Raw genomic sequence first — 26,606 nt, 5'->3', positions numbered from 1 at the left:
ACGGTCTGGCACACACCGGGCGAAAGAATGAACCGTGTCTGCAATTGTTCTGAAAGGCCCTATGCTCAGATGGGCAGAAGCTTTCAGCTTCCACTCACGACACGAGCATTCACGCCGCTTTTTTCGGCAAGCAACGCGTACAATCCGCCTTTCGCCACCAATTCGTCGTGCCTTCCCCGCTCCACCAACTGGCCTTTTTCGAGCACCAGAATTTGATCTGCGTGGCGAATTGTGGCGAGACGGTGAGCGATGACAAGGGTCGTCCTCGATGCAGAGACTGCTTGCAGACCTTGTTGCACCAACTCTTCCGTCTGACTATCCAAGTTGGCAGTCGCTTCGTCCAGAATAAGAATGCGCGGGTCGAGCGCGATAATTCGCGCAAACGACAACAACTGCCGCTCACCCATGGACAGATTCTGCCCCTTGCCAACGAGCGGAGTGTCATAGGCATGAGGCATGCGCTCAATAATATGATGTGCCCCCACACGCTCCGCAGCGGCGACCACACGTTCTCGCGGAATGTCTTCCCGAAACAGCCGAATGTTGTCGAGGACCGTGCCAGTGAACAAATTGACTTCCTGCTGTACGAGACCCACCACCTGATGAAGGTCGTCTTGAGCGTAGTCGCGAACATCTTTGCCATCAATCAACACGCTACCCATTTGCGGCTCGTAGAACCGGGCGAGCAGACTGATGATGGAACTCTTGCCCGCACCAGTCGGCCCCACCACACCGATGAACTCTCCCGGTTCTACGCGAAAAGAAATATTTTTTAAAACCACCATGTCAGGTTGATACGAGAAAGTCACGCCTCGAAACTCGACCTGTCCACGCACTCTCGACACGTCAGCGATACGCTCTACGGCCGGTTTATCTTGAATCGATGGTTCGCGCTCCAGCAATTTCCCGATGCGATCCGCCGATACCATCGACGACTGCAGCGTGTTCCACTGCTGCGTCATAGAGTTGATGGGCTGAAAAAATTGGCGAATGTATGAAATGAACGCATAGAGCGTGCCGAACAGAATGGCACCGTGTAGCACCGATCCGCCGCCAAACCACACGACCGCAGCGACCGCCAAGTTGCCAACCAACTCCAAGACGCGGTTGAAAAACACGGACGTCCGATACTCGCGAACGTTGGCACGACGGTGTTTTTCGTTCAACTCTCCAAAGCGGTCGTCTTGGCGACGTTCCTGATGGAAAATTTGAATAATGCGCATTCCTGCCAGATTCTCCGCGAGGAACGACACCACTGCAGAAAGGCGCGAGCGCGTAGCTTGGTACGCGTTTCGGAGGCGATTGCGAAACGCAAAGGATATGCCGAATAGAATCGGGAGAATGATCATGGAGATGGCCGCGATTTTCACATTCAGTTCAAACATTGCGATAACAATCATCACCACAGACAGTCCATCGCGCATCATCGACAGAAAAAACTGTGTGAAAAACTGGCTGACTGTCTCTGTATCACTGCTCACGTTGGTGACCAAGCGTCCTATCGAGTTGGTATCAAAAAAACTCATGGACTGCTTCTCGATATGGCGAAACAACTGTAAGCGAATTTCTCGAATGATGCTCTGACCGGAATATTGCAACACGAGTACTTGTGCGAAGTTAGCCACCACACCCAGGACAACAATGACGACATAAATAATGGTGATGTGAAGCAGTCCTTGGTAGTTTGGGTGGTGCACCGAAAGATCTCGGTCAATCGCAATTTTCACAAGATATGGCTGTAACACGGAAGTTCCGTTATAAATGATGACAAGAAACAAGACCACGATAAAGTTCCACGTAAACGGCTTCGCGAAAGGCAACAACTTCAGAAGACTGTGGATGCCGCTCGTCGGTACATCGGAGGACTGAGATCGTCGCTTTTTCCCAATTGTCGGTTCCGCCTGACTCACCCAACCGCCTCCTCTGCCTCTTGAAGATGATACATCTTGGCGTATACGCCATCGTGTCTTAACAGTTCATCATGAGTCCCTCGCTCCACCACGCGGCCTTCCTCCAAAACAATGATGAGGTGAGCGTGACGGACGGCGGAAAGACGATTCGAGATAATGATGTTTGTTTTATCAGCGCGGCGGCGCTCAAGGGCTGCCAAAATGCGCTTTTCCGTGTTCATGTCGACGGCTGACAGCGAGTCATCAAGGATGAGGATGGGCGCATTCTTGAGCAGCGCTCTGGCGATGGACGTTCGCTGCTTCTGGCCCCCTGATAAGGTGACACCACGTTCACCAACAACGGTGTCAAAACCACTTGGAAAACTCATGACATCGTCGTAAATGCAGGCGTCTCGAGCTGCCGAGGCAACTTCGTCAGACGACGCGAATTCATCTCCAAAACGAATGTTGTCGGCAACGGTCGAAGAAAACAAGAACCCATCCTGCGGTACGTAGGAAATGGCTTCACGCAACGTCTGCAACGAAAGGTCGCGCACGTCTACACCGTCCAAGAAAAACGTGCCAGTTGGCGGGTCAAACATGCGAGGCAAAAGATTGACCAACGTCGTCTTTCCACTGCCAGTGCGTCCGACAATTCCAAGTGTCTGCCCCGCTGGCAATTCAAAATCGACGCCTGTGAGAGTAGGCTCCTCTGCATCAGCATATTGAAAAGTCGGCAAATGCACGGCTACTCTTCCTCGAACGACTGGCAGCTCAACGGGATGCTCTGGACTTTCGATGTCTGGCATCTCACCGAGTAGCACCGCGAGCCGCGCCAACGACGCAGAAGCGCGTTGGAAGTTGTTGATGACGAAACCAATTTGCTGGAGCGGCTGAATGAGCATCGTCAAGTAGAGCGTAAAAGCGACGAAACTGCCGAGCAGAATGCGTCCGGTCAGAGCGAGATATCCCCCGTACAGTAAGGCGATGGCAAAAGCGATGGAGCCCATTAGAGGAATCATCGACTGAAAGAGCGCAGACCGAGTAAACATCGTCATCTGACGGCGAACAATTTCCTCCACCCGCAAGCGAAATCGGCCAGCTTCCACCTCTTCGTTGCCCGTGGCCTTGATGAGTCGCACGGCACTCAGACTCTCTTCGGTCAACTCCGCCATATCCGACAGACCTTCCTGCACGTGTTTGGACGCAAGTCGAACTTTCGGTCCAAACCAAACAACAAAAACAGGCACGAAGAGAAGGGGGATGATGGAGTACAGAGTCAATTCCATCGGCACGGTCCGCAATGTCATATAGAGCGTTGCAATAAGCAAAAAGATGGCATTCGTCAAAATATTTAAGCCGCCAGACAACGCCTCTCGAACCTGCCGAACATCCGTCATCGCATGATTGAGCAAATCACCAATGCTGCGATAGCGATAATAAGACGTGGATAGCAACTCCCAATGGTGAAACAGCCGTCGGCGCAAAATATACTCGAAACGCCGCCCCAAGGTGCCATTCCAAAGCTGGCCCACGCCGTAAAGCAAGACATAAAGAACCCCCACGGCTCCGAGCAGAATGGCGTAGTGCAAAATGAGTGCAGGAGTCATCTTGTGGGCTTGGAGCAAGTCGGTGAATTGACCCAATAAATTTGGAAATTGAACCGTGACGAATTCAGAGAGTACAATGGACAATAGCGATACGATATAAGCCCATTTGTGTTCCAACATAAACTGTTTCAGCAAGGTGCGCGGGTTCACAGGAACCAAACCTTTCCTTCTGTGAGCTTAGAAAATCCGTGACGTGTGGCGATTCGTTCGGTCCATCGAAGGTCAGATCTTGTTATGACAAGCGGATGGTACACGGTCAGGCATTTCGTTGGATATTGAATATTGTGGTATATATTATTCTATCTGTAAGAACGTTTCGGATGCCGAAAATCAGATAGATTCTAGTCTACCGCTCTCATCGCTCGGTGGCAAGGCCTAAGCGAACCTTGGAAACAACTTCTGGGCAGACGCAGTTCCATCGGAAGGAGTACCAGCATGATAAAAGCACCGGACCATCGCCAGCATCGCCAAAAATATATTTTAGAGGCACTCAGCAAAACAAGCCAACCTATCCCCGGTCAAGAGTTTGCAAATCAGTTACAGGTCACGCGTCAGGTGGTCGTCCATGACATCGCATTGCTCCGCTCGCGTGGTCATGAGATTCTCTCGACGGCTCGCGGATATTGCCTCCAAAGTTCGAAAAAACCAGCGAACGTGACCGTGTTGTCCGTCGTCCATCGGTCCAGTCAGACGGCGGATGAACTATACACTCTCGTAGACCACGGAATTGCCGTCCTCGACGTACAGGTCGAGCACCCACTATACGGCACATTGACCGGTCAACTCGGCGTGGAGTCACGTCGCGATGTCGACGAATTTTTGCGACAAGCATCCTTGTGTCAAGCACCTTTTTTACTGACACTGACAGACGGACACCACCTACACAGCGTCCGTTACCCGAGCTCAGCCCGCCTTAATCAAGCCCTTGTCGCACTAGCAGCCAAAGGCATCGAAGTGCTCTAAACGAACGTGAAAACTAGAATAGCAGTTGCACTCTTGTGCATTCAGGTGTATATACACTTAGGTGGAATCCATTTGGCTGCACAGGAGGAGAAATCATGTCGCTCAGGAAATCGACCGCGAATGGAACGGACAACGCACACGCCTCATCAGGGTATACGTCACAAGTGTTTCAAGTGGAGCCGTACGGAGTACAGCCCATTGCCGACGCAAACAGGCATGGGTCAGCGCGAAGTCAATTTACGCTCTGGTTTGGCAGCAATCTGACGATTGCCGACTACGCTCTCGGATTTCTACCAATTTCACTAGGTCTGCCTTTCGGCTGGACACTCGCCGCCCTACTCCTCGGCAATATGCTCGGGTCTCTTGTCGTCGCACTAGCCGCCACGATGGGGCCGACTTACGGCTTGCCGCAGCTCATGATAGGTCGCTTTGCATTCGGAAGGCGTGGTGGCTACCTTCCCGCGGCCCTGAACTACTTGTCCACGGCAGGTTGGTTCGCCGTCAACAACATCCTAGGCACGTTCGGTCTGCAAATTCTTTTTCCGCACCTCCCTTTTTACGCAGGGTCACTCCTGCTCGTGATTCTTCAAGCTTTGCTCGCTATCTATGGCCACAACTTAATTCACACTTACGAACGGGCGATGTCGGTCATTTTAGGCATCCTGTTTGTCTTCATCAGTGTGCTCGTCGTCCAGCACGGAACATCACTCAGCGCGTATCATCCTACAGCAGACCATCCCTGGGCTCTCTTTGGCATCATGGTGGCAGCAGCCTTCTCTTACATCGGTAGTTGGGCTCCGTACGCCTCCGATTACAGCCGTTACCTGGCTTCATCCACATCGCGGCGCAACATTGGTCTGTTTGCGTTTATCGGCAACTTTTTGTCTGCAACGTGGCTCGAGTTGTTGGGCCTTGGCGTCGCGATTTTAGCCGGACCCCATGGTGGGAACAGCATTCAAGCGCTTCACCTGGTGGCCGGAAACTTTGGCGGTCTCGCCGTAGTCGCCGTCATTCTCGGCGGAACTGCAGCGGATGCGCTCAATCTGTATTCGAATGGATTGTCTGCTGGCGCCCTCGACATTCGTCTGCCTCGGTACGCTCTGACCATCCTCGCTAGCATTGTAGGCTTAGCCTTATCCTGGGCGGGAGCGGGAGGCTTTGAAAACAACTACGAAAACTTCTTGCTTCTGCTCGGCTACTGGATGACGCCTTGGCTCGGAGTACTGTTTGCGTACGCATGGGTGGGTCGATCCGCCTCCATAGGTGACACTCCACCGCCTATCTCGACCGTTCGCTGGAGCGGCCTAGCCTCGTTTCTCATAGGACTCGCGGTGTCTGTTCCCTTTATGTCGAGTAGCCTTTATGAGGGCCCCATTGCATACCGTCTAAACGGCGCAGACCTCACCTTCTATGTGGGCTTTCTAGTCGCCTTCGCGGTCATGTTCGTGTGGACAAAGCGCTCTGTTCGGGCCGTTTCCAACCCTTAAGACAGACCATTACAACCGCAGTGAATCCCTACGAGCGCGGGCACCGCGACCAGCAGTGCCTCGCTCTCACCAGACGTCTGTGATGACGTCTGTGTTCAGGGACTAAAAGACGTGGTGCGACATCACCCAACCCAGTCCGAGATAAAGTACGGTGGACACCAAACACAGCCAGATAGCGACTCTCGTCTTGTAGTTCGCATAAGCCATGAGCGGCAGTTTGGTGACCGTGGCCATGGCGACTGTATTGTCACTGAGCGGCGATGCAAATCCGCCAAACGTGCCACTGGCAAAGACCGCTCCCGCAATCAAGGGCAGGTGACCCACACCTGCGTTGGCAATCGCAAAGCCAAGGGGCATGAGCATCGCCCACGCTCCAAAGGACGATCCGATAAAGTAAGAGATGAGACACCCGAGTACAAAGAGCGCTGGCACTAAAAAGGCGACGGGCACAAAAGCCGTGATTTCTTTCTGAGTGAACTGGGCAAAACCGAGATCGGCCGAAATGGCAGACACCGCCCAAACAAACAGGAGTAGAACGTTGACGGACATCATCTCGTTTCCCCCGGAGAGAAATCCGAACATGATGCGGTCAATGCCTTGGCGCTTGAATAGGTAGTACACCGAACTGACCACGAGAGTAACAATCAGCGCTTCGAGCATGGCCCGCGATGCATTCGCGCGCAAGAAGGCTTGGACGAGATTGGCGGCACCCGCATGTCCGCTCCACCAGGTCAAAACGAAGGTCAAGATAAGTAGCAGAATGAGTGGAAAAATGAGATTGGAAGCATCTGGCCTAACTTGTCCGGATGCCTCATCCAGTGCGTCTGGAAAACTGTTGTCCGGTTGACCCGTGTGCACGCCCATGGCGCCCGTCTCAGCGCTTGCGGCAGCACGGGCAATTCGCACCCGGTGCGACAAGTGCGGCGAAAGCTGAGGCGTTGGATGAAGATTTTGTGAAGATGTCGCAGACGTGTGGCCAGATTGACCGGGGACAGGAGTAGACCCATCGGTCGTAGAGGCTGCAGATTGACTCTTTGGGATTTTATGAAAGAAGGAGACGTAAATCCCATAGGCGAGCGCCACCCACGAAAAAATATTGAAAGGGAGCGAAGCGAGCAGCAGCGGGAAGGGCTTATAGTGGGAAGTGGTATGTTGCAAAGAGGTGCCAAGTAGACCAATCATGTATCCTACGAAAACCGTACCAATGGGAATGAGGGCAATCAATGGCGTGGAGGTAAGGTCAATCATGAACGCGGCCTGGCGCAGCGAGACGCCGAGCCTGGTCATGACATTTTTCATGATGGGCGCAATGGCCACAATGCGAAAATCCGGAGCCATAAAGGTAAACACCGACGTCAGCCAAGTGACCCCATATCCACCGCGCGCCGTTTTGATGCGGGTGCCCATCCACTGTGCAAAGCCTTCCACACCGCCTGTGACCCGGACCAACCCAACAAAGCTTCCAAACCCAAACAGAAAGAGCAGCAGATTGGCGTTGCTAGGAACACTCACTTGATTGACGAGATACGTGAGGCTTGCTTGTAATCCGCCCACGACGTTTGGATGAAGCATGTAAGAACCCACTAACAAGCCCACGACAAGTCCAGGAATGACTTGTTTGGTCCACAGCGCGATGGGAATGACCACGAGAAACGGAATCAGAGCAAAAACTGTGCCATACATAAAAATTCCCCCTGCAGATGATGTGCCTGAAGGTAACATCTCACACAGAAGGAAAGTCATACGATGTAGAAATTGGGTTCAGCTCTTGCGCACCATGCGCACTCCGAACGCCTGTGGCAGCAAGTAGATACCCGCCAAGCCGACCAGCGTGTAGACGACGCGGCTGAACAGAACCACATGATTGGCAAAGACGTAGCCACCCATCGCTTGTACCGCATCAAATTGAAAGAGCCCAATGAGCAGCCAGTTGAGCGCCCCAATCAAAACCAACCACCAGGCGACCTTTTCCGCCATGTCCACCCCTCCTTTTCACCACTACTTATGAGGAGATGGACGCTTATAGACCGAAAAACGCCACATTTGCTCAGCCATCTTCCATGTTTCGGATGGCCGCGACCACTTCCGCTGCAGTCACTACGGGCTCCTCTCCAGACTGCCGGCCGAGCGAGACGTCCACGCCTGCCCCTTCTGGCACGTACCATAGTGCCGTAAGGCCCGATGCTCTTGCGCCGAGAATATCGCAACGATAATTGTCCCCAACCATCAAACAACGCGAAGGCTCTAGGCCGACGGCACGACAGGCGTGCAAAAAGACCGCCCTGTCTGGTTTCGACGGACCGATTTCCTCTGCAATGAAGATCCAATCGTTCGGAAAATATTTGCTCAACTTGAGCACGTCTAACTTTCGACGAACAACATCGGCCGATCCGTTCGAGAGTATCGCCAACCGAAATGTGTCGGCCAATTCTGCCAACATTGTGTCGGTGTGCGGAAAAGCGCGCAGAGTCTGATTGAACGTTGCATCGAATGCTTGTTGAAATGCCTCTGCATCGGAGACTGTCTTTTCCTCGCCAAACTCCCGCCATGTCTGCAAAAACCGCTGGCGTCGCAATTCTTGAATGGTTATCTGACGCGCATCAAACGCTTCCCAGAGGCGATCATGATTAGCCAAAAAGCGTTCTCGAAAATCGGAAGGCAAATGTCCACCATAAAGTGCGTCAAGCGTTTGCTGCAAACCAACGAGGTATTGGCGATGAGTGTCCACGAGAGTATGGTCGAGATCGAAAAAAATCACCTCAAAACGGCGCCTCGGCTTGGCGGGCATGCGTTCAGACTTCCCCTTTCTCTGAAATCCATGATATAACGGTGCAGGTATCATACAACGGAGGTGCAGAGGCCACTCTGCCCCGCAAAAGGAGACTCTCTTCGATGCAGATGACTTCGAGGAAACCCGCAAACTGGATTTCCACTGCTTTGGCGAGCATCCAGTGGTTAGGGTTTCTCTTTGCCAATACGGTGGTCATTCCGCTCTCCATCGGTGGTGCGTTTCATCTTTCCCATGCCGTCGTCAGCGGCCTCATGGCACGCAGTTTCATTTTCACCGGAATTGCCTGCCTACTGCAAGCTTGGATTGGCCACGGACTGCCTATTATGGAGGGCCAGAGCGGATTTTGGTGGGGTATTATTTTAAACCTAGCCAATCTTGGCAGCGCTACGGGCACGCCTCTCTCTGTCATTGGTGGCAGTTTGGCGATGGGCATGGTCATCGGCGGAGGAATGTTGGTCGTGTTTGCTCTCTTTGGCTTCCACCGCTGGTTGAACCGACTGTTCACCCCGATGGTCATGACGGTACTCTTAATTTTACTCTCTGCCCAGCTCATCGATGTTTTCTTTAAAGGAGCACTCGGGCTTGACAACGGATCGAAAGTTAATCCGGGCATCGCGCTTCTGTCACTTTTGCTCATCGTACTGGTGGCAGGACTCAGTTTGTTTGGCAAGGGCCTACTGTCCAATCTCAGCATTCTTCTCGGGCTCGCTGTGGGTTGGCTGCTCTTTGTTCTGTTGATTGGCAAAGGTTCTCCTGAGGTGGTTCCGAGTTATGCACATATCGGCCAATTGTTTGTGCTCGGGCGTCCGGCGTTTCAGCCTGCATTCTTGATTGCAGCTGTGGTAGCTGCGGTGATTAACATGACGAATACGGTCGCCACGCTACGCGCAGCTGAAAGTGTTTTCGGTCGGGCGACGAGTGCTCGCAAATTCAAAGCTTCATTCGTTCTCACCAGCATCTTCACAGCACTGTCAGGGCTGTTTTCCTTAGTTCCCTACGCCCCCTACACGTCCGCCATCGGATTTTTGCGAGCCACGCGTATTGTCCATCGGCTGCCTTTCATCATAGCCTCCATCCTCTTCATCCTGCTCGGTGCCATTCCGACTCTTTCTGGGCTCATGTCGACGCTGCCCATCTCCGTCGGAGATGCAGTGCTCTTCGTGGCGTATTTACAGATATTCGGAGCGGCACTGATCAATTTGCCAAAATTAGAATGGGATGCACGAAACACGTTTCGTCTCGCTCTTCCCGTGTTGACTGGACTCGCCATTTTCGCCTTGCCTGCTGGGGTACTGTCAACGATACCCGCCTTTTTGCAGGTTCTCCTTGGAAACGGACTTCTGCTCGGTATTCTGCTCTCTCTCCTGCTCGAAAACACAATCCACTGGGACGACGTGAAGTGACCGGCGTCTCGTGGCGACATTGCGTTGAAAAAAGGGCAGGCTCTCCTCTAAACAGTGAGAGCCTGCCCTTTTCCTTTTGCAAAGAAGCAAAGACGTCTTAACGGTATTGAATGCGAGGGTCGACCAAGCTGTAAATGAGGTCGGCAAGCAAGTTGCCGATAACCGTGACAATCCCCAGAAATACCGTCACCGCAAGCAAGATTGGAAAATCGCGGTCATTCAGCGCGTTCCAGTACAACAACCCCATACCTGGATAGTTGAAAATTTCTTCCACAAACAGCGCACCAGCCAAAAGACCGGGAAGAGACAGACCGAGCAACGTGATAAGTGGCAAGATGGAGTTTCGCAGCGCGTGAACAAAGATAATGCGGAATTCGCGCGCGCCTTTCATCCGTGCCGTACGCACGTAGTCTTGCAGCAACGCCTCGCGCATCGAGGAACGCATAAATCGCGCCCACCCAGCGACAGAAATGAGCATCAACGTAACCACGGGGAGTACTAGATGAATCGCAAAATCTCCAAAACTTGGATGAGTGACGGTCGGATTCGTAATTCCGCCGGACGGAAAAAGCGGAATGTCGATGGCAAAGAAGATAATCAGCAAAATCCCCAACCAGAAAGCTGGCATGGCGTAGAAGAAGTAGTTGATGACAGTAACAATCTGGTCAAAGGGAGAATTCTCAAAGTAAGCCTGCACCGAACCGAGAAATACGGCAAAGATGTGCGCTAACATGACCGCCACGACGACGATGATGAGCGTATGCGGCAGCGCCTGCAGGATGAGCGACACTACTGGTTTATTGTAGACGTACGAGTATCCAAAGTTTCCGTGTAAAATGTTCCCCAACCAGACGAAGTACTGTACCCAAACGGGTTTGTTGAGTCCGAGTTGTTTTGAGAGTAACGCTGCACGCTCAGGCGTATAGCGGTTGCCGAGCAAAATCCGAACTGGGTTGCCCGGCACAATGTGCATCAGGAAAAACGAGATGACCGTCACACCGAGAAGCGTCGGAATGGCCTGCAAGATGCGACGTATTGTATACCCAATCATATCAGACGGCCTCCCACCTTTGTGTTATGCGAATCTATGCCGAACCAGTTGGCGCCAACCTCAGCGGTGGCGAGTTTCAATCGCATCCCGCAAGCCATCGCCAATCAGGTTGATGGACACCTCGGCAATCAAAATCGCAAGGCCGGGAGGATAAATGAGCCACCAAGCATTTTGGAACATATAGCTCATCGAGTCAGACAACATTCCGCCCCAGTTAGGAGTCGGCGGTGGTAGCCCTAAGCCCAAGAAGCTCAGTCCCGCGATAGCGAGAATGGCGTCCGCAATGCCGAGCGTAGCCGCAACCAAGACGGTTCCGAGAAAGTTTGGCAACATGTAGCGAACCATGATGCGCCACGTAGAAGCACCCAGGGCATTCGCCGCTTCCACATAGACTTGATTCTTGATGGCCAGCACTTCCGCTCGAACAAGGCGGCTGACCCCAAGCCACGAGGTCGACGCGAGAATCAAAATCATAATCCAGAGATTCGGAAGAAAGACAACATTCAAAAAGAGGAGGATGAAAATCGTTGGGATGGACAGAATCACGTCGACAATACGCATCATGATAATGTCTAGCCAACCACCGAAGATGCCGCTCGTCATGCCGTACAAGACACCAATAATCATGGCGCAGAAAGCGGAGGCAAACCCAACTTCGAGGGACGACTGACCACCGACCATCATTTGTGCCAGAACGTTATGGCCCAGGCTGTCTGTGCCTAAAGGAAAGCGGGCTGACGGCGGCTGCAACGTGTGCAGTAGGTGAGACGTAATTGCGCTGTGCCGATAAATGAGTGGACCGACGAAAGAGAACAGGATGAGAAAACTGAGCAGAATGACGCCAATTTTCGTGGTAGTCGCTTTCCAAAAACGGCGCATGAATTTAGGGCGTTCAATCAGTGTTTCGAGACTGATTTCTTCGGCCTGGTCTTGCGCAAATGACGAGCTGAGCATCCGCTTCCTCCTTTCCCCCACAAGGGAAGAGCATTTTCCCTTGTGGGACCCTATCTTTCAAAGTATCGCTATCGAACTCAGTTCGAGGACTTAGACATCCACCAGTAGTTGAACTGCGGGAAGCCCGTCACACCGTTGTAGTACTTCTGCGTGCCGTGCACGTTGGAAGCCGTGACATTGAGGCCAGCAGCGTTGTCCGTGAAGATGACCGGGAGTTGCTCTGCGGCGTAGTCCTCGTACGCAAACAGTCTCTTCAAAGCATCGGCAGCCGTCGGAGCCGGTTCATGCGTCTTCTTGATAAGCGCATTCATCGTAGCATTGCTGTAGCCGCCGCTGTTCAAGCCGCCACCAGTTCCGAAGATGGAACCGCCACTCGGATAGGAACCGCCCCAGTTAATACCTTGCCCAGCTGCCATACCCCACTGGCTCGCGTCTTTCGGATTGGAAATGACACTCTCCAATGTAGAGAACGGCATCGGCTTGAGGATGACGTCAAAGCCTTCTTTGCCCCAGTCTTCCTTGAGAATTTCCATCTGGTCTGTCGTTGTTGTGGAGCCACCAGAATAGAGCATGATGAACTTCAATTGCTGGCCGTTTTTCGTCATGACCCCATTGACCATCTTCCAACCATGCTTCTCAAGCAGCGCTTTGCCCTTCGCAATGTTGAATGGATAGATGGGTTTCGTCAATTTCGGGTCTAAGAAAGACGTCATCGGTTTTGGCGGCAAAATACTGTACTGAGAAATCCCATAACCTTTATACAGAGCTTGGTTCATCGCACTCTGGTCTTGACCCATCATCAACGCTTGACGAATGTACAGATGCTTCATAAACGGAGCCTCTGTGCCTGTGTTGAAGTCTGGCATCTCATCAAAGAACGACACACCATACGCAGGCCAGACAATGTCACCCATCGAGGTCAGCGCAGACTTCTCACCGAGCTGGCTGAAATCCAAGTAGCCTACATTGATGGCACCCGTCTTCAGACCAGAGAACTCAGCCGCATTGGAACCTTCGTACACGAGTACAACTTTATTCACCAGCGCTTTATGGCCTGGATACGTCGGATTGGGTACAAGCGTCCAAGACTGACTGGGAACCGCGTCTGCCAACTTAAACGGACCATCCACGACCGTATCAAAGTTCGGATTGGTCGCATTCTTGCCCAAGTACGTAATTTCCTTCGTCATGTTTGTCGGATACTTGTCAAACGTCTGCTTTGGCAGTGGCACCAAGTCTGTCAAACCGTTGTAGATAAACCACTGTTGGTTTGCCGGCTTTTTCAGCGTCACTGTGAACTCGTACTTGCCGTTTGCCACGACACTTTGTACCCCTTGCGGGATGTCACCAGAGCCAGCACCCACGTACGGCCACGGAGCCGGAGCTTTCGGACTAGAGGTGGCTTTAATCAAATCCCACGTGAAGAGGACATCTTTTGAAGTGACCGGTTTGCCATCCGACCATGTCCATTTTGGATTCATGTACACATGGTAGACGGTCCCATCGGCGTTATAGGTGATTTTGCTCGCAATTGACGATTTGTAATCAATCTGATAGTTACTGCCAATCCACAACAGCGGTTTGTAAAGTTCGTTGATGACCTGGAAATTGTACAAACTGTCCATCCCAGAATTGACCAGCGGGAAATACCAGTTGATTTGAGTTTGTTCAGGTAGCGCTACCGTTACGGTTCCACCTTTTTGTGGTGTCGCCGAAGAGGACGCCGTCGTGTTCGTGGTATTCGTGGTATTCGTCTTTGCCGTGGACGTAGAGTTGCTGCTTGTGCCGCAACCCGTCACCAGCAACGCCGCGCCAGCGGACATGGCCAATACAGTGGTCATCGACTTCCTAATCTTCACTACAATTTCCCCCTTTTGTCTAATTCCAGTGAAACGGGTACCTAGAATGCAGAGCGCTCGCCGACGCATCATCCGGAACTGACAAACCATAAACAGTGGCAACATGGCCACTCAGTGGCTGTATACCACAAATCTCAGCAGTACGGATGGTCCGACCGCAACCGCATCCCCCCTTTCACGGATTGACACTTTCTCCAATTAGGCAAGATGGCAGGCTACAAAGTGATTCGCATCTGCCTCGCGCCACTCTGGCACTTTTTGCGTGCAGATGTCTTGCGCGAGCGGGCAGCGCGTATGAAAAACACAACCGGATGGCGGGTTGGCGGGACTCGGTAAATCTCCTTGAAGAATGATACGTTCCCGCTTCGCCCTTGGATTCGGCACTGGAACTGCCGACAAGAGCGCTCTCGTGTATGGATGAAGCGGATTCGAGAATAGGTCGTAGGAAGACGCCAACTCTGCCATCCTACCCAGATACATGACGAGCACCCGATTGCTGATGTGTTTCACGACAGACAGGTCATGAGCGACAAAAATGTAGGTCAAGTTGAAGTCTTGCTGCAAATCTTCTAGCAGATTGATGACTTGAGACTGAACCGACACATCCAAAGCGGCAACGGGCTCATCCAGAATCATCAGTTTGGGGTTTAAAATCAGAGCTCTGGCAATTCCAATGCGCTGACGCTGACCACCGGAAAACTCATGTGGGAAGCGCCTGCTGTAGGACGGGTCGAGACCCACCCGGTCCAAGATTGACTCGACTCGCTTCCGACGCGCGGCAGAGTCGTGCAGACCGTGTATTTCCATCGGTTCCGACAGCGTCTGAGCGACGGTATAACGCGGGTTGAGCGATGCGTATGGGTCTTGGAAAACAATCTGCATTTCTCGGCGCGCGGCGCGCAACTCGGATTTGTTCATCGCCATCACGTCGCGATTTTGAAATTTTAAGCTGCCAGACGTGGGTTCCACAAGCCTCAGAATGCTCCGGCCCATAGTCGACTTGCCGCATCCCGACTCGCCTACCACACCGAGCGTCTCGCCAGCCATCACTTGCAGAGAAATGCCGTCCACTGCACGAACCGCACCCGCACGGCGACGAAGAAAGCCGCGGCGAATTGGGAAGTGCTTCTTCAGGTCTTTGACTTCGAGCAACACTTCACTCATCGTTACGCCTCCTTCACTTCGTTCAACCAGCAGCGAGCCACGTGCTCATCGTCCGTTTCAAAGAGCGGCGGAGGTTCCACCTTACAGCGGTCCATCACATGCACGCAACGCGGTGCGAAGCGGCACGCTCTGGGCATGCGTGTAATCGACGGTACATTTCCTTCAATCGGCTGCAGGCGACTTTTCGACTCGGCATCAATCTTCGGAATGGCGTTCAGCAGCCCGCGTGTATACGGATGCTGCGGGTTGTAAAAAATATCGTCAACCTTACCTTGCTCCACAACTTCTCCTGCGTACATGACCGCCACTCGGTTGCACATCTCTGCCACCACGCCGAGGTCGTGAGTAATGAGCAGAGTCGATGTCCCAAACTCCGAACCGATACCCTTCATCAGTTCGAGAATTTGTGCCTGAATGGTCACATCCAAAGCCGTAGTCGGCTCATCCGCAATTAACAATTGTGGGTTGCAAGCCATGGCGATAGCAATCATGATGCGCTGGCGCATACCGCCCGATAACTGATGCGGGTATTCGTCCATGATGTCGTCAGGCCGAGGAATGCCCACCTTTTTCAGCATTTCGACCGACTGAGCAAACGCTTCGCGCGCTGAGATGTTTCGGTGAAGCAACAGCGTCTCAGAAATTTGTGAGCCAATTTTATAGACCGGATTGAGCGACGTCATGGGCTCTTGAAAAATCATGCTAATCTCGTCGCCGCGAATCTGGCGCATTTGGCTGTCACTCAGAGTCAACAAGTCTCTGCCGTTGTAACGAACCGAGCCGCTGATGCGTGCTGTCTTCGTCAAAAGGCGAACCAACGCAAGCGATGTGACGCTCTTGCCGCACCCAGACTCTCCGACAAGCCCCAGCACTTCACCCGGCTCAATATAAAAGGAGACGTCGCGGACAGCGTGATAGTACTTGCCGTCCATGTTGAACTCGACATTCAAGTTCTCCACTTCCAGAACGTTCGACACTGGACACACCCCTATAGGTTCCTTGGCGTCCTGCCGCGGAGGAAAGTACACTGCAAACACTATGACAAAAAAGCCTTGTGAGAAGAGACATCCCATGTACAGAGAAATCGATACCATACTGCAATCGTAATTCTACAATCGTCAGTTCCCAATGGCGCGTCTCTTCTCTTCAATGAGGATTGATGAGTTCTCTGTGATGGGGACATTGTACTTGGTGTCAGGTTTATTGTAAAGAACATGTAACACTCATTTGGATGGCAAATATTCGGAAAATCACGAACTAAGAACAGAAAAAGCCTTATCTGACGCCGATTTTCAAAATTGCTTTAGTATCTAAGAGTTCTCTTAGAAAAATCCTGAATCCGTTTTCATGATAAAATTGTAAATGTAAATCGACTTTTCTGAAGTGGAATTGAGACTGTTCGGTGTGAGAATACATCACACAACCACAACAATGCGCTTTGTGAGAAAGTGGAACACGATGAAGAGCAACAAGGGCATGCTGAGAAACGAGCATGCAAAGAGAAGTACTGAGTGAATTCCGCCAGCGTCGTACAAGTATCCCCCATAGAGTGGCCCAATCATGCGCCCGAGCGTCGCAGCACCGCCAACCAACCCTTGAAGCAGTCCAGCTTTGCTAGGCGGAGCCAGGTTAGAAACGGCTGCCGGAACAGACGGCCATGCAAACATCTCTCCAAACGTCGTCAAAATCATCGCTGCAACGAACGCGATGTAAGCGTGACTGACGAGGAGCAGTCCAAAAGCAAAGACGTACAGGCATACGCCCACTAACATGTGTAGCGTAAGCACTGGTAATCGGCGGACAACCCACGTAATGATTGGCTGACCGAGAAAAATGAGAGCACCATTCATCGTCCAGAGAATGCTGTATGCCGCCAGTGGATAGCGTAGCGCCTGCATGTCAACAGACAAAGTAGACTGCCACTGAACATAGACAGACCAAGCACAGAGAAAGCCCATCAAAACGAGGAGAACGGCGCCCCAGGGAATGGGCGCGTGCAATTCGTTTTGCACATCCCCGTCATCGCCAATGTGCAAAACGCTGTCTGTCGTCGCCGAGCGCTGCTGGCGGCCAGCCCTGTAGGCTTGTAAAAATGGCCTTCGAAACAGCGTCAACGTCAGGCCAACAAAGACCAAATAGCCGATACAGATGCCAAAAAAGACCGCTTGAAAAGAAGCTGCGGCGACCAATCCACCAATCGCTGTTCCAATCGCAACACCGATGTTGTTACTGACATAGAGAAAATTAAAGGCACGTCTGCCTCCTTCTGGCCAGGCGTGCGAGGCAATTGCATTGAGCACCGGAAACGGAATGGCACAGAACAGTCCAAAGGTAGCCATCACTCCGATGTAAACCACAAACGAAGTATCCAAAGCCGGAATGACAATCACCGCCGCGGCTAAGACGCTAGAGCCAGCGAGTGTCCAGGTTGGTCCAACGCGATCGTACAACCAACCGCCAATCAGTGACCCGACAAACCCAGACCCGGAATAGACCATGAGCACCCAGCCGACGGTCGACATCGATTGCAGCAGACGTACGTGAATATAGATAGAGTTGACGGGCCAGAGCAAGGAAAGCCCGCCGACATTGATGAGACTGGCGAGGGCCAGCATCCACAAAACGGCGGGAATTTCTCTTTTCTTATGGCGCACGCCGAATTCTCGAGCGCGCGAACCTTTCATACCGATACCCCTCTCCTTGCCAGCGAACTACCTGCATCCCCTCCCCCGAATTACCGAGTATGGGGCTGACCCTCTTCGGGACCTGAGCCCATCGCTCGAATCCATATGGAAGGGCCCTTAGAGAGCGGCTCAATACGACCAATCCGTGCTGCAGCCTCCAAGCCAGCAGCATGCAAAGCTTTTACCAAAGCGGGCGCTTCCTGCTCAGGCACGGCGAGCAACAGCCCACCAGATGTCACACTGTCCGTCATCAGTGCGGCAAGCCCTGTATTCAACGCCGAGTCGTAGACGACATGCGGCTGAACGTGAAGAGCGTTGCGCTTCGATCCGCCCGGTACCACGCCGTCCTCAGCATATCGATAAGCATTAGCGAGGAGGGGAACTTGGTCTGCAAACAGTATGGCACAGACGCCAGAGCCCCTGACCATCTCCAGCAAGTGACCAGCCAAGCCGAAGCCGGTGACGTCGGTACAGGCGTGCACTGTAAAATGAGCCGCGACTTCTGCGGCAACGCGGTTCAGCGTAACCATCACCGCAGTCGCCTCAGCCGCATCTTCCGCCGAGGCGATGCCGCGCTTGATAGCCGTGGTGACCGCTCCGACTCCAATCGGCTTGGTCAAAATGAGCGCATCTCCAGGTTCTGCTCCGCTATTTGTCCAGATGCGGTCGGGATGGACGAGGCCCGTGACTGCCATGCCAAACTTCGGATCGACATCGTCTATGGAGTGACCGCCGACCACGACCGCCCCCGCTTCGCGCACTTTGTCCGCTCCGCCTTGAAGAATTTTAGCGAGAATTTCTGGCGGTAATTTGGCTATCGGATAGCCGACAATATTCAGCACTGTCTTCGGCACCCCGCCCATTGCGTAAATGTCACTGAGCGCATTGGCCGCAGCAATTTGGCCATAAGCGTAAGGGTCATCGACAATCGGAGTGAAGTAGTCGACCGTCTGAACCAGGGCCAGTTCCGGCGTGAGGCGAAAAACTCCAGCGTCATCCAACGTGTTGGTGCCAACTAATAAATCTGGATGAGACATGGTCAAATCGACCAAAGAGAACACGTTCTGCAGGTCCCCCGGACCCAATTTACAACCTCACCCAGCTTTGTCGGTCCATTCAGTGAGCCGAATTGACTGCCAAGACACGGTTCGTCGCCTCCCTCCCCGGTGCCACCTGGACACCTTTTTCCCATCCACTTTACCACGCCGTCCGCCACCTCGCCAGGGCCTTCAGAAGCGCTTGAATTTCCGTTGAAATTACCTTGAAAACGAGTCTGCCAAGCTTTTTCATGTACAATAAATGGAGCGTGAAATCTCTTTGTAAACCATGCACAAACTGAACAGCGAGGTGCCTTGATGCGAATCCTCTTGGTCGAGGACGAACGCCGTCTTTCTGCGGCTCTTGTCCAACTGTTAAAAGAAAATCACTATGCGGTCGATCCCGCTTTCGACGGCGAAACTGGTCTCGATTTAGCGCTGACCAACTCATACGACGCGCTCATTTTAGACATCATGCTGCCACGCCTGAGTGGCTTGGACATTTTGCGACAGGTGCGGCAGGAGAATTTGACAGTTCCCATCTTGCTACTCACCGCCAAGGACACGGTGGAAGACCGCGTGACTGGTCTCGACACCGGAGCGGACGACTACCTTATCAAACCTTTTGCCAATAAAGAACTGCTCGCACGCGTGCGCGCGCTGACTCGCCGCACAGGCAATTTGCAAGCGACAGAGACGCTGTCTGTGGGACCGTTCGCTCTCGACCTCAACGCCCGGGAACTTAAGAAAGGCAGTGAAGTGCTGTCCCTGACCGCTAAAGAGTTTCAACTCATGGAACTTTTTTTACGCAACCATGGGAAAGTATTATCCAAAGAAATTATTTTGGACCGCGTTTGGGGACCGGATGCCGAAGTGATTGGCAATGCGGTCGAAAATTACGTGCACTTTTTGCGTAAGAAGATTGACGAGTCGGACGGGCCGTCTTATATCGCGACTGTACGTGGCGTAGGATACGTCTTTCAAGTCGAGAGAGGACGGTAGTGTCTCTTGTTCCAGAAAGTTCGCACGCGTATCGCCCTACTTTCTTTGGCGCTCGTCCTCATCATTTACACCATCTCGTCTTTTGCCATCTACACGATTGTCCGCCAAGTGGTATTGCGACAAATTGACGCGCGTCTGCACGGCCTCGCCCGCGCCGTCGTGGAGCAATACGACGAAACGGGCAACATTGCTGCAACAGGGGCGTTTTTACCGCACGGCACATACCTCTTCCTCGCTACGGATGGAGCGTTTATCCTGCGTGCACCGAGCAATTTAGAGTCCGCACTTTGGTCGATTGCCAACCATGCGCCGATTGGCACCCATTATGTCGACCTCAAAACCAGCACCTCGCACTACCGAGTGTTCTATATTCTCCAAGGCCGCCAAGGCCATCCAAACAACATCTTGATGATTGCCGCCGACGACCACTCCGAGGTCTCGGTTCTGCGGCGGCTTAAGACCGTCATTTTCTTCGTCGGAATTGCCGGCATGGCCCTCTCCACGCTGGCGGGATTTTACTTAGCTCAACGTGTTCTCCGCCCCATTCGCTCGGCATGGCAGAGACAGTTAGAATTCGTCGCCGACGCATCCCACGAACTACGGACACCACTCGCCGTCATCCAATCCAATTTGGACATCGCCATGGGTCACACAGACGAAAGCGTGATCGACAATTTAGAGTGGCTTAACAATGCGCACAGCGAGACGCGCCGGCTGTCGAAACTGGTTCAGGACCTGCTTACACTGGCACGCAGCGACTCCGAAAAGGTGCCGCTGCAACTGACCGTGCTTTCCTTGGCAGAGATGGTCGAACGCGTGCAGGACCTGTACGGAGGCATCGTCGAGATGGCGGGCATTGAATTAGAAATCCAGATTTCCCCGGAGGCAGAGTCTCTGCAGATTCGCGGAGATGCCGACCGCCTACAACAACTGTTGCTCATCTTGCTGGACAATGCCCGTAAATTCACGCCGTCCGGAGGGCGAATTACCGTCCGTTTGAGCAAACTGCGCAGCACCGCACTGCTTCAGGTGGCGGACACGGGACGCGGCATCGCCGCCGAAGACCTGCCGCGTGTGTTTGACCGTTTCTTCACGGCGGACCTCTCGCGCACGCGCGACGACGAGGACATAGGCGGAACTGGACTCGGCCTTTCCATCGCAGAATGGATTGTCGAAAAGCACCGGGGCAAAATCACGATGAGCAGTCCTGGTCTCGGACAGGGTGCGACGGTCAGTGTGGAACTTCCAACAATTTGAGACGGTCTTTCATCGACTGCACAAAAGACTGACAGGTGGCGACCAGACTGTCGCGAGCCTTGACGCTCGTCCAGTCCGTATCGGGTTGAAGCATGGCGAGAGTGGTCGCCGTCTCGAGGTTCGCTCGATAAGCATTGCCGGACTGCTCGTAAAAGCGATTGATGGCCTGTATATACCGGTCCAACGGACTGTCGATAGGGATGCAAGCGTGAGCGAGAATGTAGCCTGGGCGCGACGACACGAGCCCAGCCAGCCCCCCCCGCCAAGTTTGCGCCGTCCCCGCCAACTTCTTCCCTTGGACAATCACGTTATAACTGCCATCGCAATAACTGTCGGGAACTGGCCCCACCGCACCTGCCATACCAAGCTGCCACAACCAATTTAGTAAAGGTTGGCAGAGCAATCGATACAAGGCATCCGTCGTGGGCGTGGGTTCCGCAATACGCGGAAAAATCAACGATAAATTGAGCACCGTCCGACCATGCGGAACCGCAGTACCGCCAGTCCCGCGGACGAAAACTGGGTATCCCCACGCTCTCATGCGCTCGGCCGCAGCAGCGGCGGCAGGCAATGCCACATCACGACGGCTTACGACTAAGCCTTCCACCTTTGCGTGTCTCCAAATGCGCAGAAGTGGAGACCGTTCCCCACGCCCAACTTGTTCTCCCAACACGTCATCCAACTGCAAATTGGCTTCTGCGTCGTCCAACTCGAGAACGGCCACCTCCACTTCCTGTGGCCAGAGTAAGATGTCACGCTCGCGCATCAATTCGAGTCCCGTTGAAGGTCTCATGACTCCTCGTCTCCCTGCTCTTCGGTCGCAGGCGGAAAGCGCATATGAACGGTGGTTCCGTGCCCTTCCTCGCTGACCATGTGGATTTGCCCACCGTACGCCTCGACTAAGTCCCGCGCAATGGCTAGGCCCAGCCCAGCTCCCCCGCGACTTCGCGTTCGCCCCGCCTCGACGCGATAGAAGCGGTCAAACACGTGAGGTAACGCTTTCGAGGGAATGCCTTCGCCCGTGTCGGCGACGGTGAAGCGAATTCGCCCATTTTCCAAATTGACCATCAGCTGAACCTTTCCGCCCGCTGCCGTGTGTTGCATCGCGTTGTCCAAGAGAATGATGAGAATCTGCCGCAAGTCGTCCCGCCCCATGACCAAACGCATACGCTCTGTCAGATGCACATGTGCTTCTACGGTTAAGTCCGGGCGCAATACACGCGCATCTTCGCGAAGCTGCTGCAGCAAGTCCTGCAAATCTTGTCGCTTTAACCGTGTGGTCGCCGGCTGAAAATCGGACTCTAATCGCGACAAGAGCAACAAACGGTCCACTAAGTTTTGTAGCCGCCCCACCTCAGACACGATATTTCGCACGGCGGGCTCCCAAACACTCTCATTGGTCTTCCCCCAGCGCCTGAGAATATTGGCGTGACCCGCAATGATGGCGAGCGGAGTCCGCAGTTCATGGGATGCATCGGCAATAAAACGGCGTTGCCACTCGACTCCTTGATCAATGCGGTCGAGGAGACTGTTCACGGAATTCGCCACCGATTGAATTTCTGCAGGCCCGGTCGGTTTCTCTAGCCGATCCGATTTGAACCACTCCACAGACCGAATTCCATCAATCAATGCGGTCAGCGGCGACAGTCCTCGCAACACGACCCAATTGACCCCAATGGCAAAGGCAATCAAGGCCACGCCATCGACCGTGTAAAGTATACGCAGTTCCGACGCAATTTCGCGGTTGACGCGGCTGAGCGGTCCGATGACGACCAAATGACCGCGCTCATGAGTTGGAAACTCGAACGCTCGACTCAAGATGAGTAGCGAATGTCCTCCGGACGGATTGTCATATACGTAGTCGGGCAACCGCGTGATGCTGTTGAAATGGTCTACCCCTTGAACGGGTAGTTTGTTGGCCAAGGTGCTGAGCAAACCAGCCCATGCTTCTTGTGGAAAATCACTGGTCTCTGCCACCGATGTGGGTTGCCCATCGCCATTGAAAAATGCCACCGCAGAATCAGTCACTAACGCAAATTGCTCCCAATTGCTATTGTCAATGACGTCATTGGGCTTCAAGGACGCATTGCGCCAAACATCATTCAATTCCACAGTCAATTCCTGACGATAGGCAGTGATGGCACTCTCTCGAATCCAAATGGTGAATCCTGCTGTGAACAAGGCCATAACGGCGGCAAACCAGAGAACAGTATAGATTTTCAACCGGAAACTGAGCGTCATGATGGGTCTCCTCGCAAGCTGTAGCCAAGACCGCGGACTGTGCGGATGTACTTTTTTTCCTCGTCCAGTTTGTGCCGCAAGTATCCAATGTAGACGTCCACCACATTGGTGTCCACTGGTGTTTCAAAACCCCATACCTGATGCAACAGTTGTTGTCTGGACAAGACCTCCCCACGATGTTCCCAAAGAACCATCAGAAGGTCAAATTCGCGAACTGTCAATTCCACGAGCGCGCCGTCCTTACGGACGCGCCGATGTGTGACATCGACGGAGACGTCGCCAAACTGATATTGCGATCCCGGTATCTCCTCTACCTGCACTCTTCTCTCCCCGCGACGCATGAGGGCTCGCATCCTCGCCAATAGCTCTTCAATCGCGAAGGGCTTGACGAGATAGTCATCCGCCCCTGCTTCCAATCCGCTCACACGGTCAACGACAGCCCCGCGGGCCGTTAAAAAGATGATGGGGACCTCACTTCTGGCGCGCAGCACTTTGCAGACTTCTATCCCATCGACATCAGGCAACATCCAATCGAGCAAGACGATGTCACTCGGGGCTTCTCGAAAACGCTCCAAGCCTTCGGTCCCCGTGGTCGCAACCGCGACCGCATAGCCTTGCAACTCTAACTCAATGCGCAAAAACTCCACAAGCCCAAACTCATCTTCAATAATCAGAACTTCTTGTACTGCCGTCATCGCCGCACCTCCTCTGCGGTCACTGGCCTCAGCCAGCCATGGTGCAACCGTGCCAACTCCGGCAGGGTCTCGACGAACTGGTGCGTTGCTGCGGAAACGCCCGAATCCTTGCGCACCACCAACGAGATGGTACGCGCACCGAGTGGCCCATCCGCCAGTTCCAAAGCGACCAGCCGACCACTCTCAATATCATCCTGCACACTGGACGCAGGCAACACAGACAAGCCAACACCACTCTGCACAATTCGGTTGATGCTTTCCAAGCTGTCAGTTTCCATCGTCACGTCCAACTCAATGTGATGTGCGTCCGCCAGACTTGCAATCATTTTGCGCAGGCCAGAACCTCTGCGCATGAGCACAAACGGATGCTCTGCCAACTCCCGAAAATCAACCGCTCTCCCTACCAAAGCATGCAAAGGAGGGGCTACAAGGACCAGTTCGTCGCGCCACAACGGTGTGACGACGAGTTCCGCATCCTGCGCATCAAGGCTGGTGACCACACCGAGATCGACCTCACGCTGTGCGAGAGCTTGCAGAACTGTGCGAGAACTACCTGTGACGACCTGAAAGCGAACGCCCGAATGAGCCGCCTGATAAGCGGCGAAAACTGTGGGAAGAATATAAATCGATGGCGTCAAGCCCGCGCCTACAGCGATCAGTCCTTGCTCCGGATTTCCAAATGCCGCCAGTTCATCGAGCATTCTCTGCTCGGTGAGAATAATTCGTTTGGCATGGGCATAGACCAATTCTCCTGCGCGATTGATGACTAGGCGCCGACTGATGCGATTGAAGAGCGGCATACCGAGCACACTCTCCAACTGTTGAATTTGACGCGTCAGCGTAGGTTGCGTTGTGTGCAACACGGCAGCTGCTTCGACGAGCGTCTCACTCTCTACCGTCTGAACAAAAGCCTGATATAACGACAGCACGGCCTGTCCCCCAAGTTCCGCATCGTCTAGACGCGTACCCTTTATTCAATTCATGTATAGTAATTATACAATAAATTCATTTTACACATAGGCCGCAACTGCATACACTGAGCGTGGATATACGAAGGAGGGACGCGGATTGATTCATGCAGTCGTCGGCGCACAATACGGTGATGAAGGCAAAGGAAAAATGGTCGACTACTTTGCCGCAAAGGCAGATATTGTCGTCCGCTACCAAGGCGGCGGCAACGCAGGGCACACGATTGTCAACGAGTTCGGAAAATTCGCTTTACACCTTGTTCCATCGGGCATTTTCCATCCTCACACAGTCTGCGTGCTCGGCACAGGTGTGGTCATTCATCCCGCTAACCTCGTACGAGAACTACGACAGTTGGAGGAGAAAGGAATATCGACCAAACAGTTGGTCATCTCTGAACGCGCTCATTTGGTGCTTCCGTACCATATATGGCAGGATGCATACGAAGAAGAACGTCGCCAGAAAAAAGTCGGAACCACCCTGCAAGGCATTGGTCCAGCCTACCAAGATAAAGTCGGTCGCTTCGGCATTCAAATTGGAGAAATGGTCGATTTGGGACGTTTTCGGGACCGCTTGGAATCGGCCTTTGCTGCAAAGATGGAGCGCATTCCGGCACTTCAATCCTACGGAACCTTTTCGGATGTTTGGGACGAATTGCTTGAAGCGCGCGAAATTCTTCTTCCCTACGTGCAAGACACTTTGCCGCTTCTGATGCAAGCCGTCGAAGAGGACAAACATGTTCTACTCGAAGGACAGCTGGGTATTATGCGTGACCTCGACTGGGGTGTTTATCCGTACGTCACCTCGTCGTCACCGATCACGGGCGGTATTTTTGCTGGTGCTGGCATCTCACCCACTTCTGTCGGTCGTGTTACAGGAATCACCAAGGCGTATGCGACGGCCGTCGGCGCTGGGCCTTTTCCAACCTTGTTAAACGATGACATTGGAGCTTATCTCCAAGAACGTGGCGAAGAATTCGGAGCAACTACCGGGCGACAGCGTACGTGCGGATGGCTCGACATCCCTACGTTGCGATACGGTGCTTGGCTAAATGGATATACGGAGTTGGCCATGATGAAGTTGGACATTCTCACGGGACTCGACCAAATTGGTGTCTGCACAGCGTACGACTGGAACGGAGAACAGCACCGTTTGCCGCTGCCAACTTACGCCTTAGAACAAGCAACCCCGGTGTATGAGTACTTCCCCGGATTTTCTGACGACCTCTCCGGTTGTAGAACGTTCGAAGAATTACCCATCGCCGCGCAAAACTTTGTTCTGGCCGTCGAACAACTCGTCGGTGTGGCCATCACGTACCTGTCTGTGGGTCCGAATCGGGACCAGACCATCGTCCACACCCATTCGTAATCCAAAGACGAACGTCAACGGGCCCTGCAGGCTCACGATACGAACGGACGCCGCCCACGGGCAGCGTCCGTCGCTCCTTTAATGAGCTTACGATTCTCGGACAAAACGCCCATGCAACCGATGAATTCGTAAGTCTGACAGAAAAGGACTAGAATAGAGATTGCAGAAACTTTGAAAGAGGTGGC

Annotated in this window: 22 protein-coding genes; 6 read left to right on the top strand and 16 right to left on the bottom strand. The window is 53.2% G+C overall.

Annotated elements, in window-relative coordinates; genetic code table 11:
• Window positions 1-83 precede the first annotated feature (83 nt).
• The gene (locus M4I36_RS16550; protein WP_258112867.1) at window positions 84-1,910 is read right to left on the bottom strand and encodes an ABC transporter ATP-binding protein; all 1,827 of its coding nucleotides are present in this window, start codon (window positions 1,908-1,910) and stop codon (window positions 84-86) included.
• Window positions 1,907-3,649, bottom strand: a complete 1,743-nt coding sequence (locus M4I36_RS16545) for an ABC transporter ATP-binding protein (protein ID WP_258112892.1) — start codon at window positions 3,647-3,649, stop codon at window positions 1,907-1,909. The genes M4I36_RS16550 and M4I36_RS16545 overlap by 4 nt, the downstream gene beginning before the upstream one ends.
• Window positions 3,650-3,934: 285 nt before the next feature.
• Here M4I36_RS16545 and M4I36_RS16540 point away from each other — a divergent pair, with 285 nt between their 5' ends.
• Window positions 3,935-4,462 (top strand): transcription repressor NadR, encoded by a 528-nt coding sequence (locus M4I36_RS16540; RefSeq protein ID WP_258112866.1) that lies wholly within the window; start codon window positions 3,935-3,937, stop codon window positions 4,460-4,462.
• Between the two features lie 95 nt (window positions 4,463-4,557).
• A complete protein-coding gene (locus M4I36_RS16535; RefSeq protein ID WP_258112865.1) occupies window positions 4,558-5,949 on the top strand; it encodes a purine-cytosine permease family protein in 1,392 nt (463 codons plus the stop codon).
• A gap of 102 nt (window positions 5,950-6,051) precedes the next feature.
• Here M4I36_RS16535 and M4I36_RS16530 read toward each other — a convergent pair whose 3' ends face one another.
• The 3 genes from M4I36_RS16530 to M4I36_RS16520 all read right to left on the bottom strand — a co-directional run bounded on the left by M4I36_RS16530 (window position 6,052) and on the right by M4I36_RS16520 (window position 8,737).
• Window positions 6,052-7,632 carry a Na+/H+ antiporter NhaC family protein gene (locus tag M4I36_RS16530; protein ID WP_258112864.1) on the bottom strand — a complete coding sequence of 527 codons (1,581 nt, stop codon included), beginning with the start codon at window positions 7,630-7,632 and terminating at the stop codon, window positions 6,052-6,054.
• A gap of 78 nt (window positions 7,633-7,710) precedes the next feature.
• Entirely contained in the window at window positions 7,711-7,926 is a 216-nt protein-coding gene (locus tag M4I36_RS16525; RefSeq protein WP_258112863.1) for a DUF378 domain-containing protein, read from the bottom strand.
• A 70-nt stretch (window positions 7,927-7,996) separates the two neighbouring features.
• On the bottom strand, window positions 7,997-8,737 hold the full coding sequence (locus M4I36_RS16520; protein ID WP_258112862.1) for an HAD family hydrolase: 741 nt from the start codon (window positions 8,735-8,737) through the stop codon (window positions 7,997-7,999).
• 104 nt (window positions 8,738-8,841) lie between these two features.
• On the opposite strand from M4I36_RS16520, the gene M4I36_RS16515 reads away from it, so the two are divergent.
• Window positions 8,842-10,143, top strand: coding sequence for a uracil/xanthine transporter (locus M4I36_RS16515; protein ID WP_258112861.1), 1,302 nt, complete (start codon window positions 8,842-8,844; stop codon window positions 10,141-10,143).
• A 97-nt stretch (window positions 10,144-10,240) separates the two neighbouring features.
• On the opposite strand, the gene M4I36_RS16510 is transcribed toward M4I36_RS16515, so the two are convergent.
• From M4I36_RS16510 to selD, 7 genes are all read right to left on the bottom strand, one after another.
• Window positions 10,241-11,194, bottom strand: a complete 954-nt coding sequence (locus M4I36_RS16510; protein WP_258112860.1) for an ABC transporter permease — start codon at window positions 11,192-11,194, stop codon at window positions 10,241-10,243.
• Between the two features lie 60 nt (window positions 11,195-11,254).
• Window positions 11,255-12,148 carry an ABC transporter permease gene (locus tag M4I36_RS16505; protein ID WP_258112859.1) on the bottom strand — a complete coding sequence of 298 codons (894 nt, stop codon included), beginning with the start codon at window positions 12,146-12,148 and terminating at the stop codon, window positions 11,255-11,257.
• Window positions 12,149-12,225: 77 nt separating this feature from the next.
• Window positions 12,226-14,007, bottom strand: a complete 1,782-nt coding sequence (locus M4I36_RS16500; RefSeq protein WP_258112858.1) for a peptide ABC transporter substrate-binding protein — start codon at window positions 14,005-14,007, stop codon at window positions 12,226-12,228.
• Between the two features lie 198 nt (window positions 14,008-14,205).
• The gene (locus M4I36_RS16495; RefSeq protein WP_258112857.1) at window positions 14,206-15,171 is read right to left on the bottom strand and encodes an ABC transporter ATP-binding protein; all 966 of its coding nucleotides are present in this window, start codon (window positions 15,169-15,171) and stop codon (window positions 14,206-14,208) included.
• Window positions 15,172-15,173: 2 nt separating this feature from the next.
• Window positions 15,174-16,103: an ABC transporter ATP-binding protein gene (locus M4I36_RS16490; protein ID WP_374986567.1), complete on the bottom strand. Its 930-nt coding sequence runs from the start codon at window positions 16,101-16,103 to the stop codon at window positions 15,174-15,176.
• Window positions 16,104-16,586: 483 nt separating this feature from the next.
• Window positions 16,587-17,855 (bottom strand): MFS transporter, encoded by a 1,269-nt coding sequence (locus M4I36_RS16485; RefSeq protein ID WP_258112855.1) that lies wholly within the window; start codon window positions 17,853-17,855, stop codon window positions 16,587-16,589.
• A gap of 50 nt (window positions 17,856-17,905) precedes the next feature.
• A complete protein-coding gene (gene selD / locus M4I36_RS16480; RefSeq protein ID WP_258112854.1) occupies window positions 17,906-19,000 on the bottom strand; it encodes a selenide, water dikinase SelD in 1,095 nt (364 codons plus the stop codon).
• 210 nt (window positions 19,001-19,210) lie between these two features.
• Here selD and M4I36_RS16475 point away from each other — a divergent pair, with 210 nt between their 5' ends.
• The gene (locus M4I36_RS16475) at window positions 19,211-19,894 is read left to right on the top strand and encodes a response regulator transcription factor (protein WP_258112853.1); all 684 of its coding nucleotides are present in this window, start codon (window positions 19,211-19,213) and stop codon (window positions 19,892-19,894) included.
• Between the two features lie 6 nt (window positions 19,895-19,900).
• Complete coding sequence (locus M4I36_RS16470; protein ID WP_258112852.1) at window positions 19,901-21,151, top strand: sensor histidine kinase; 1,251 nt, start codon at window positions 19,901-19,903, stop codon at window positions 21,149-21,151.
• On the opposite strand, the gene M4I36_RS16465 is transcribed toward M4I36_RS16470, so the two are convergent.
• Genes M4I36_RS16465 through M4I36_RS16450 form a run of 4 tightly spaced genes read right to left on the bottom strand, consistent with a single transcriptional unit; the run spans window position 21,126 to window position 25,016 of the window.
• Window positions 21,126-21,944 (bottom strand): lipoate--protein ligase family protein, encoded by an 819-nt coding sequence (locus M4I36_RS16465; RefSeq protein ID WP_258112851.1) that lies wholly within the window; start codon window positions 21,942-21,944, stop codon window positions 21,126-21,128. The genes M4I36_RS16470 and M4I36_RS16465 overlap by 26 nt on opposite strands.
• The gene (locus M4I36_RS16460; RefSeq protein WP_258112850.1) at window positions 21,941-23,392 is read right to left on the bottom strand and encodes a sensor histidine kinase; all 1,452 of its coding nucleotides are present in this window, start codon (window positions 23,390-23,392) and stop codon (window positions 21,941-21,943) included. The genes M4I36_RS16465 and M4I36_RS16460 overlap by 4 nt, the downstream gene beginning before the upstream one ends.
• Complete coding sequence (locus M4I36_RS16455; RefSeq protein ID WP_258112849.1) at window positions 23,389-24,087, bottom strand: response regulator transcription factor; 699 nt, start codon at window positions 24,085-24,087, stop codon at window positions 23,389-23,391. Before M4I36_RS16455 ends, M4I36_RS16460 begins: the two co-directional genes overlap by 4 nt.
• Complete coding sequence (locus M4I36_RS16450; RefSeq protein ID WP_258112848.1) at window positions 24,084-25,016, bottom strand: LysR family transcriptional regulator; 933 nt, start codon at window positions 25,014-25,016, stop codon at window positions 24,084-24,086. The genes M4I36_RS16455 and M4I36_RS16450 overlap by 4 nt, the downstream gene beginning before the upstream one ends.
• A 139-nt stretch (window positions 25,017-25,155) precedes the next feature.
• Here M4I36_RS16450 and M4I36_RS16445 point away from each other — a divergent pair, with 139 nt between their 5' ends.
• Complete coding sequence (locus tag M4I36_RS16445; protein WP_258112847.1) at window positions 25,156-26,421, top strand: adenylosuccinate synthase; 1,266 nt, start codon at window positions 25,156-25,158, stop codon at window positions 26,419-26,421.
• The last annotated feature ends 185 nt before the right edge of the window (window positions 26,422-26,606 follow it).

This window comes from Alicyclobacillus sp. SP_1 (assembly GCF_024706985.1).
Taxonomy (GTDB): Bacteria; Bacillota; Bacilli; order Alicyclobacillales; family Alicyclobacillaceae; genus Alicyclobacillus_I.
Note: the sequence above shows the minus strand (reverse complement) of the source record. Positions and strands in the feature narration are given on the sequence as shown.

Bases quoted from the DNA above. Each gene is read 5' to 3' on its own strand.
- M4I36_RS16520 (WP_258112862.1), bottom strand. From the start codon at position 8,737: ATGCCCGCCAAGCCGAGGCGCCGTTTTGAGGTGATTTTTTTCGATCTC.
- M4I36_RS16530 (WP_258112864.1), bottom strand. From the start codon at position 7,632: ATGTATGGCACAGTTTTTGCTCTGATTCCGTTTCTCGTGGTCATTCCC.
- M4I36_RS16495 (WP_258112857.1), bottom strand. From the start codon at position 15,171: ATGAGTGAAGTGTTGCTCGAAGTCAAAGACCTGAAGAAGCACTTCCCA.
- M4I36_RS16540 (WP_258112866.1), top strand. From the start codon at position 3,935: ATGATAAAAGCACCGGACCATCGCCAGCATCGCCAAAAATATATTTTA.
- M4I36_RS16455 (WP_258112849.1), bottom strand. From the start codon at position 24,087: ATGACGGCAGTACAAGAAGTTCTGATTATTGAAGATGAGTTTGGGCTT.
- M4I36_RS16505 (WP_258112859.1), bottom strand. From the start codon at position 12,148: ATGCTCAGCTCGTCATTTGCGCAAGACCAGGCCGAAGAAATCAGTCTC.
- M4I36_RS16460 (WP_258112850.1), bottom strand. From the start codon at position 23,392: ATGACGCTCAGTTTCCGGTTGAAAATCTATACTGTTCTCTGGTTTGCC.
- M4I36_RS16485 (WP_258112855.1), bottom strand. From the start codon at position 17,855: ATGAAAGGTTCGCGCGCTCGAGAATTCGGCGTGCGCCATAAGAAAAGA.
- M4I36_RS16465 (WP_258112851.1), bottom strand. From the start codon at position 21,944: ATGAGACCTTCAACGGGACTCGAATTGATGCGCGAGCGTGACATCTTA.
- M4I36_RS16525 (WP_258112863.1), bottom strand. From the start codon at position 7,926: ATGGCGGAAAAGGTCGCCTGGTGGTTGGTTTTGATTGGGGCGCTCAAC.
- M4I36_RS16515 (WP_258112861.1), top strand. From the start codon at position 8,842: ATGCAGATGACTTCGAGGAAACCCGCAAACTGGATTTCCACTGCTTTG.
- M4I36_RS16490 (WP_374986567.1), bottom strand. From the start codon at position 16,103: ATGGACGGCAAGTACTATCACGCTGTCCGCGACGTCTCCTTTTATATT.
- M4I36_RS16510 (WP_258112860.1), bottom strand. From the start codon at position 11,194: ATGATTGGGTATACAATACGTCGCATCTTGCAGGCCATTCCGACGCTT.
- M4I36_RS16475 (WP_258112853.1), top strand. From the start codon at position 19,211: ATGCGAATCCTCTTGGTCGAGGACGAACGCCGTCTTTCTGCGGCTCTT.
- M4I36_RS16535 (WP_258112865.1), top strand. From the start codon at position 4,558: ATGTCGCTCAGGAAATCGACCGCGAATGGAACGGACAACGCACACGCC.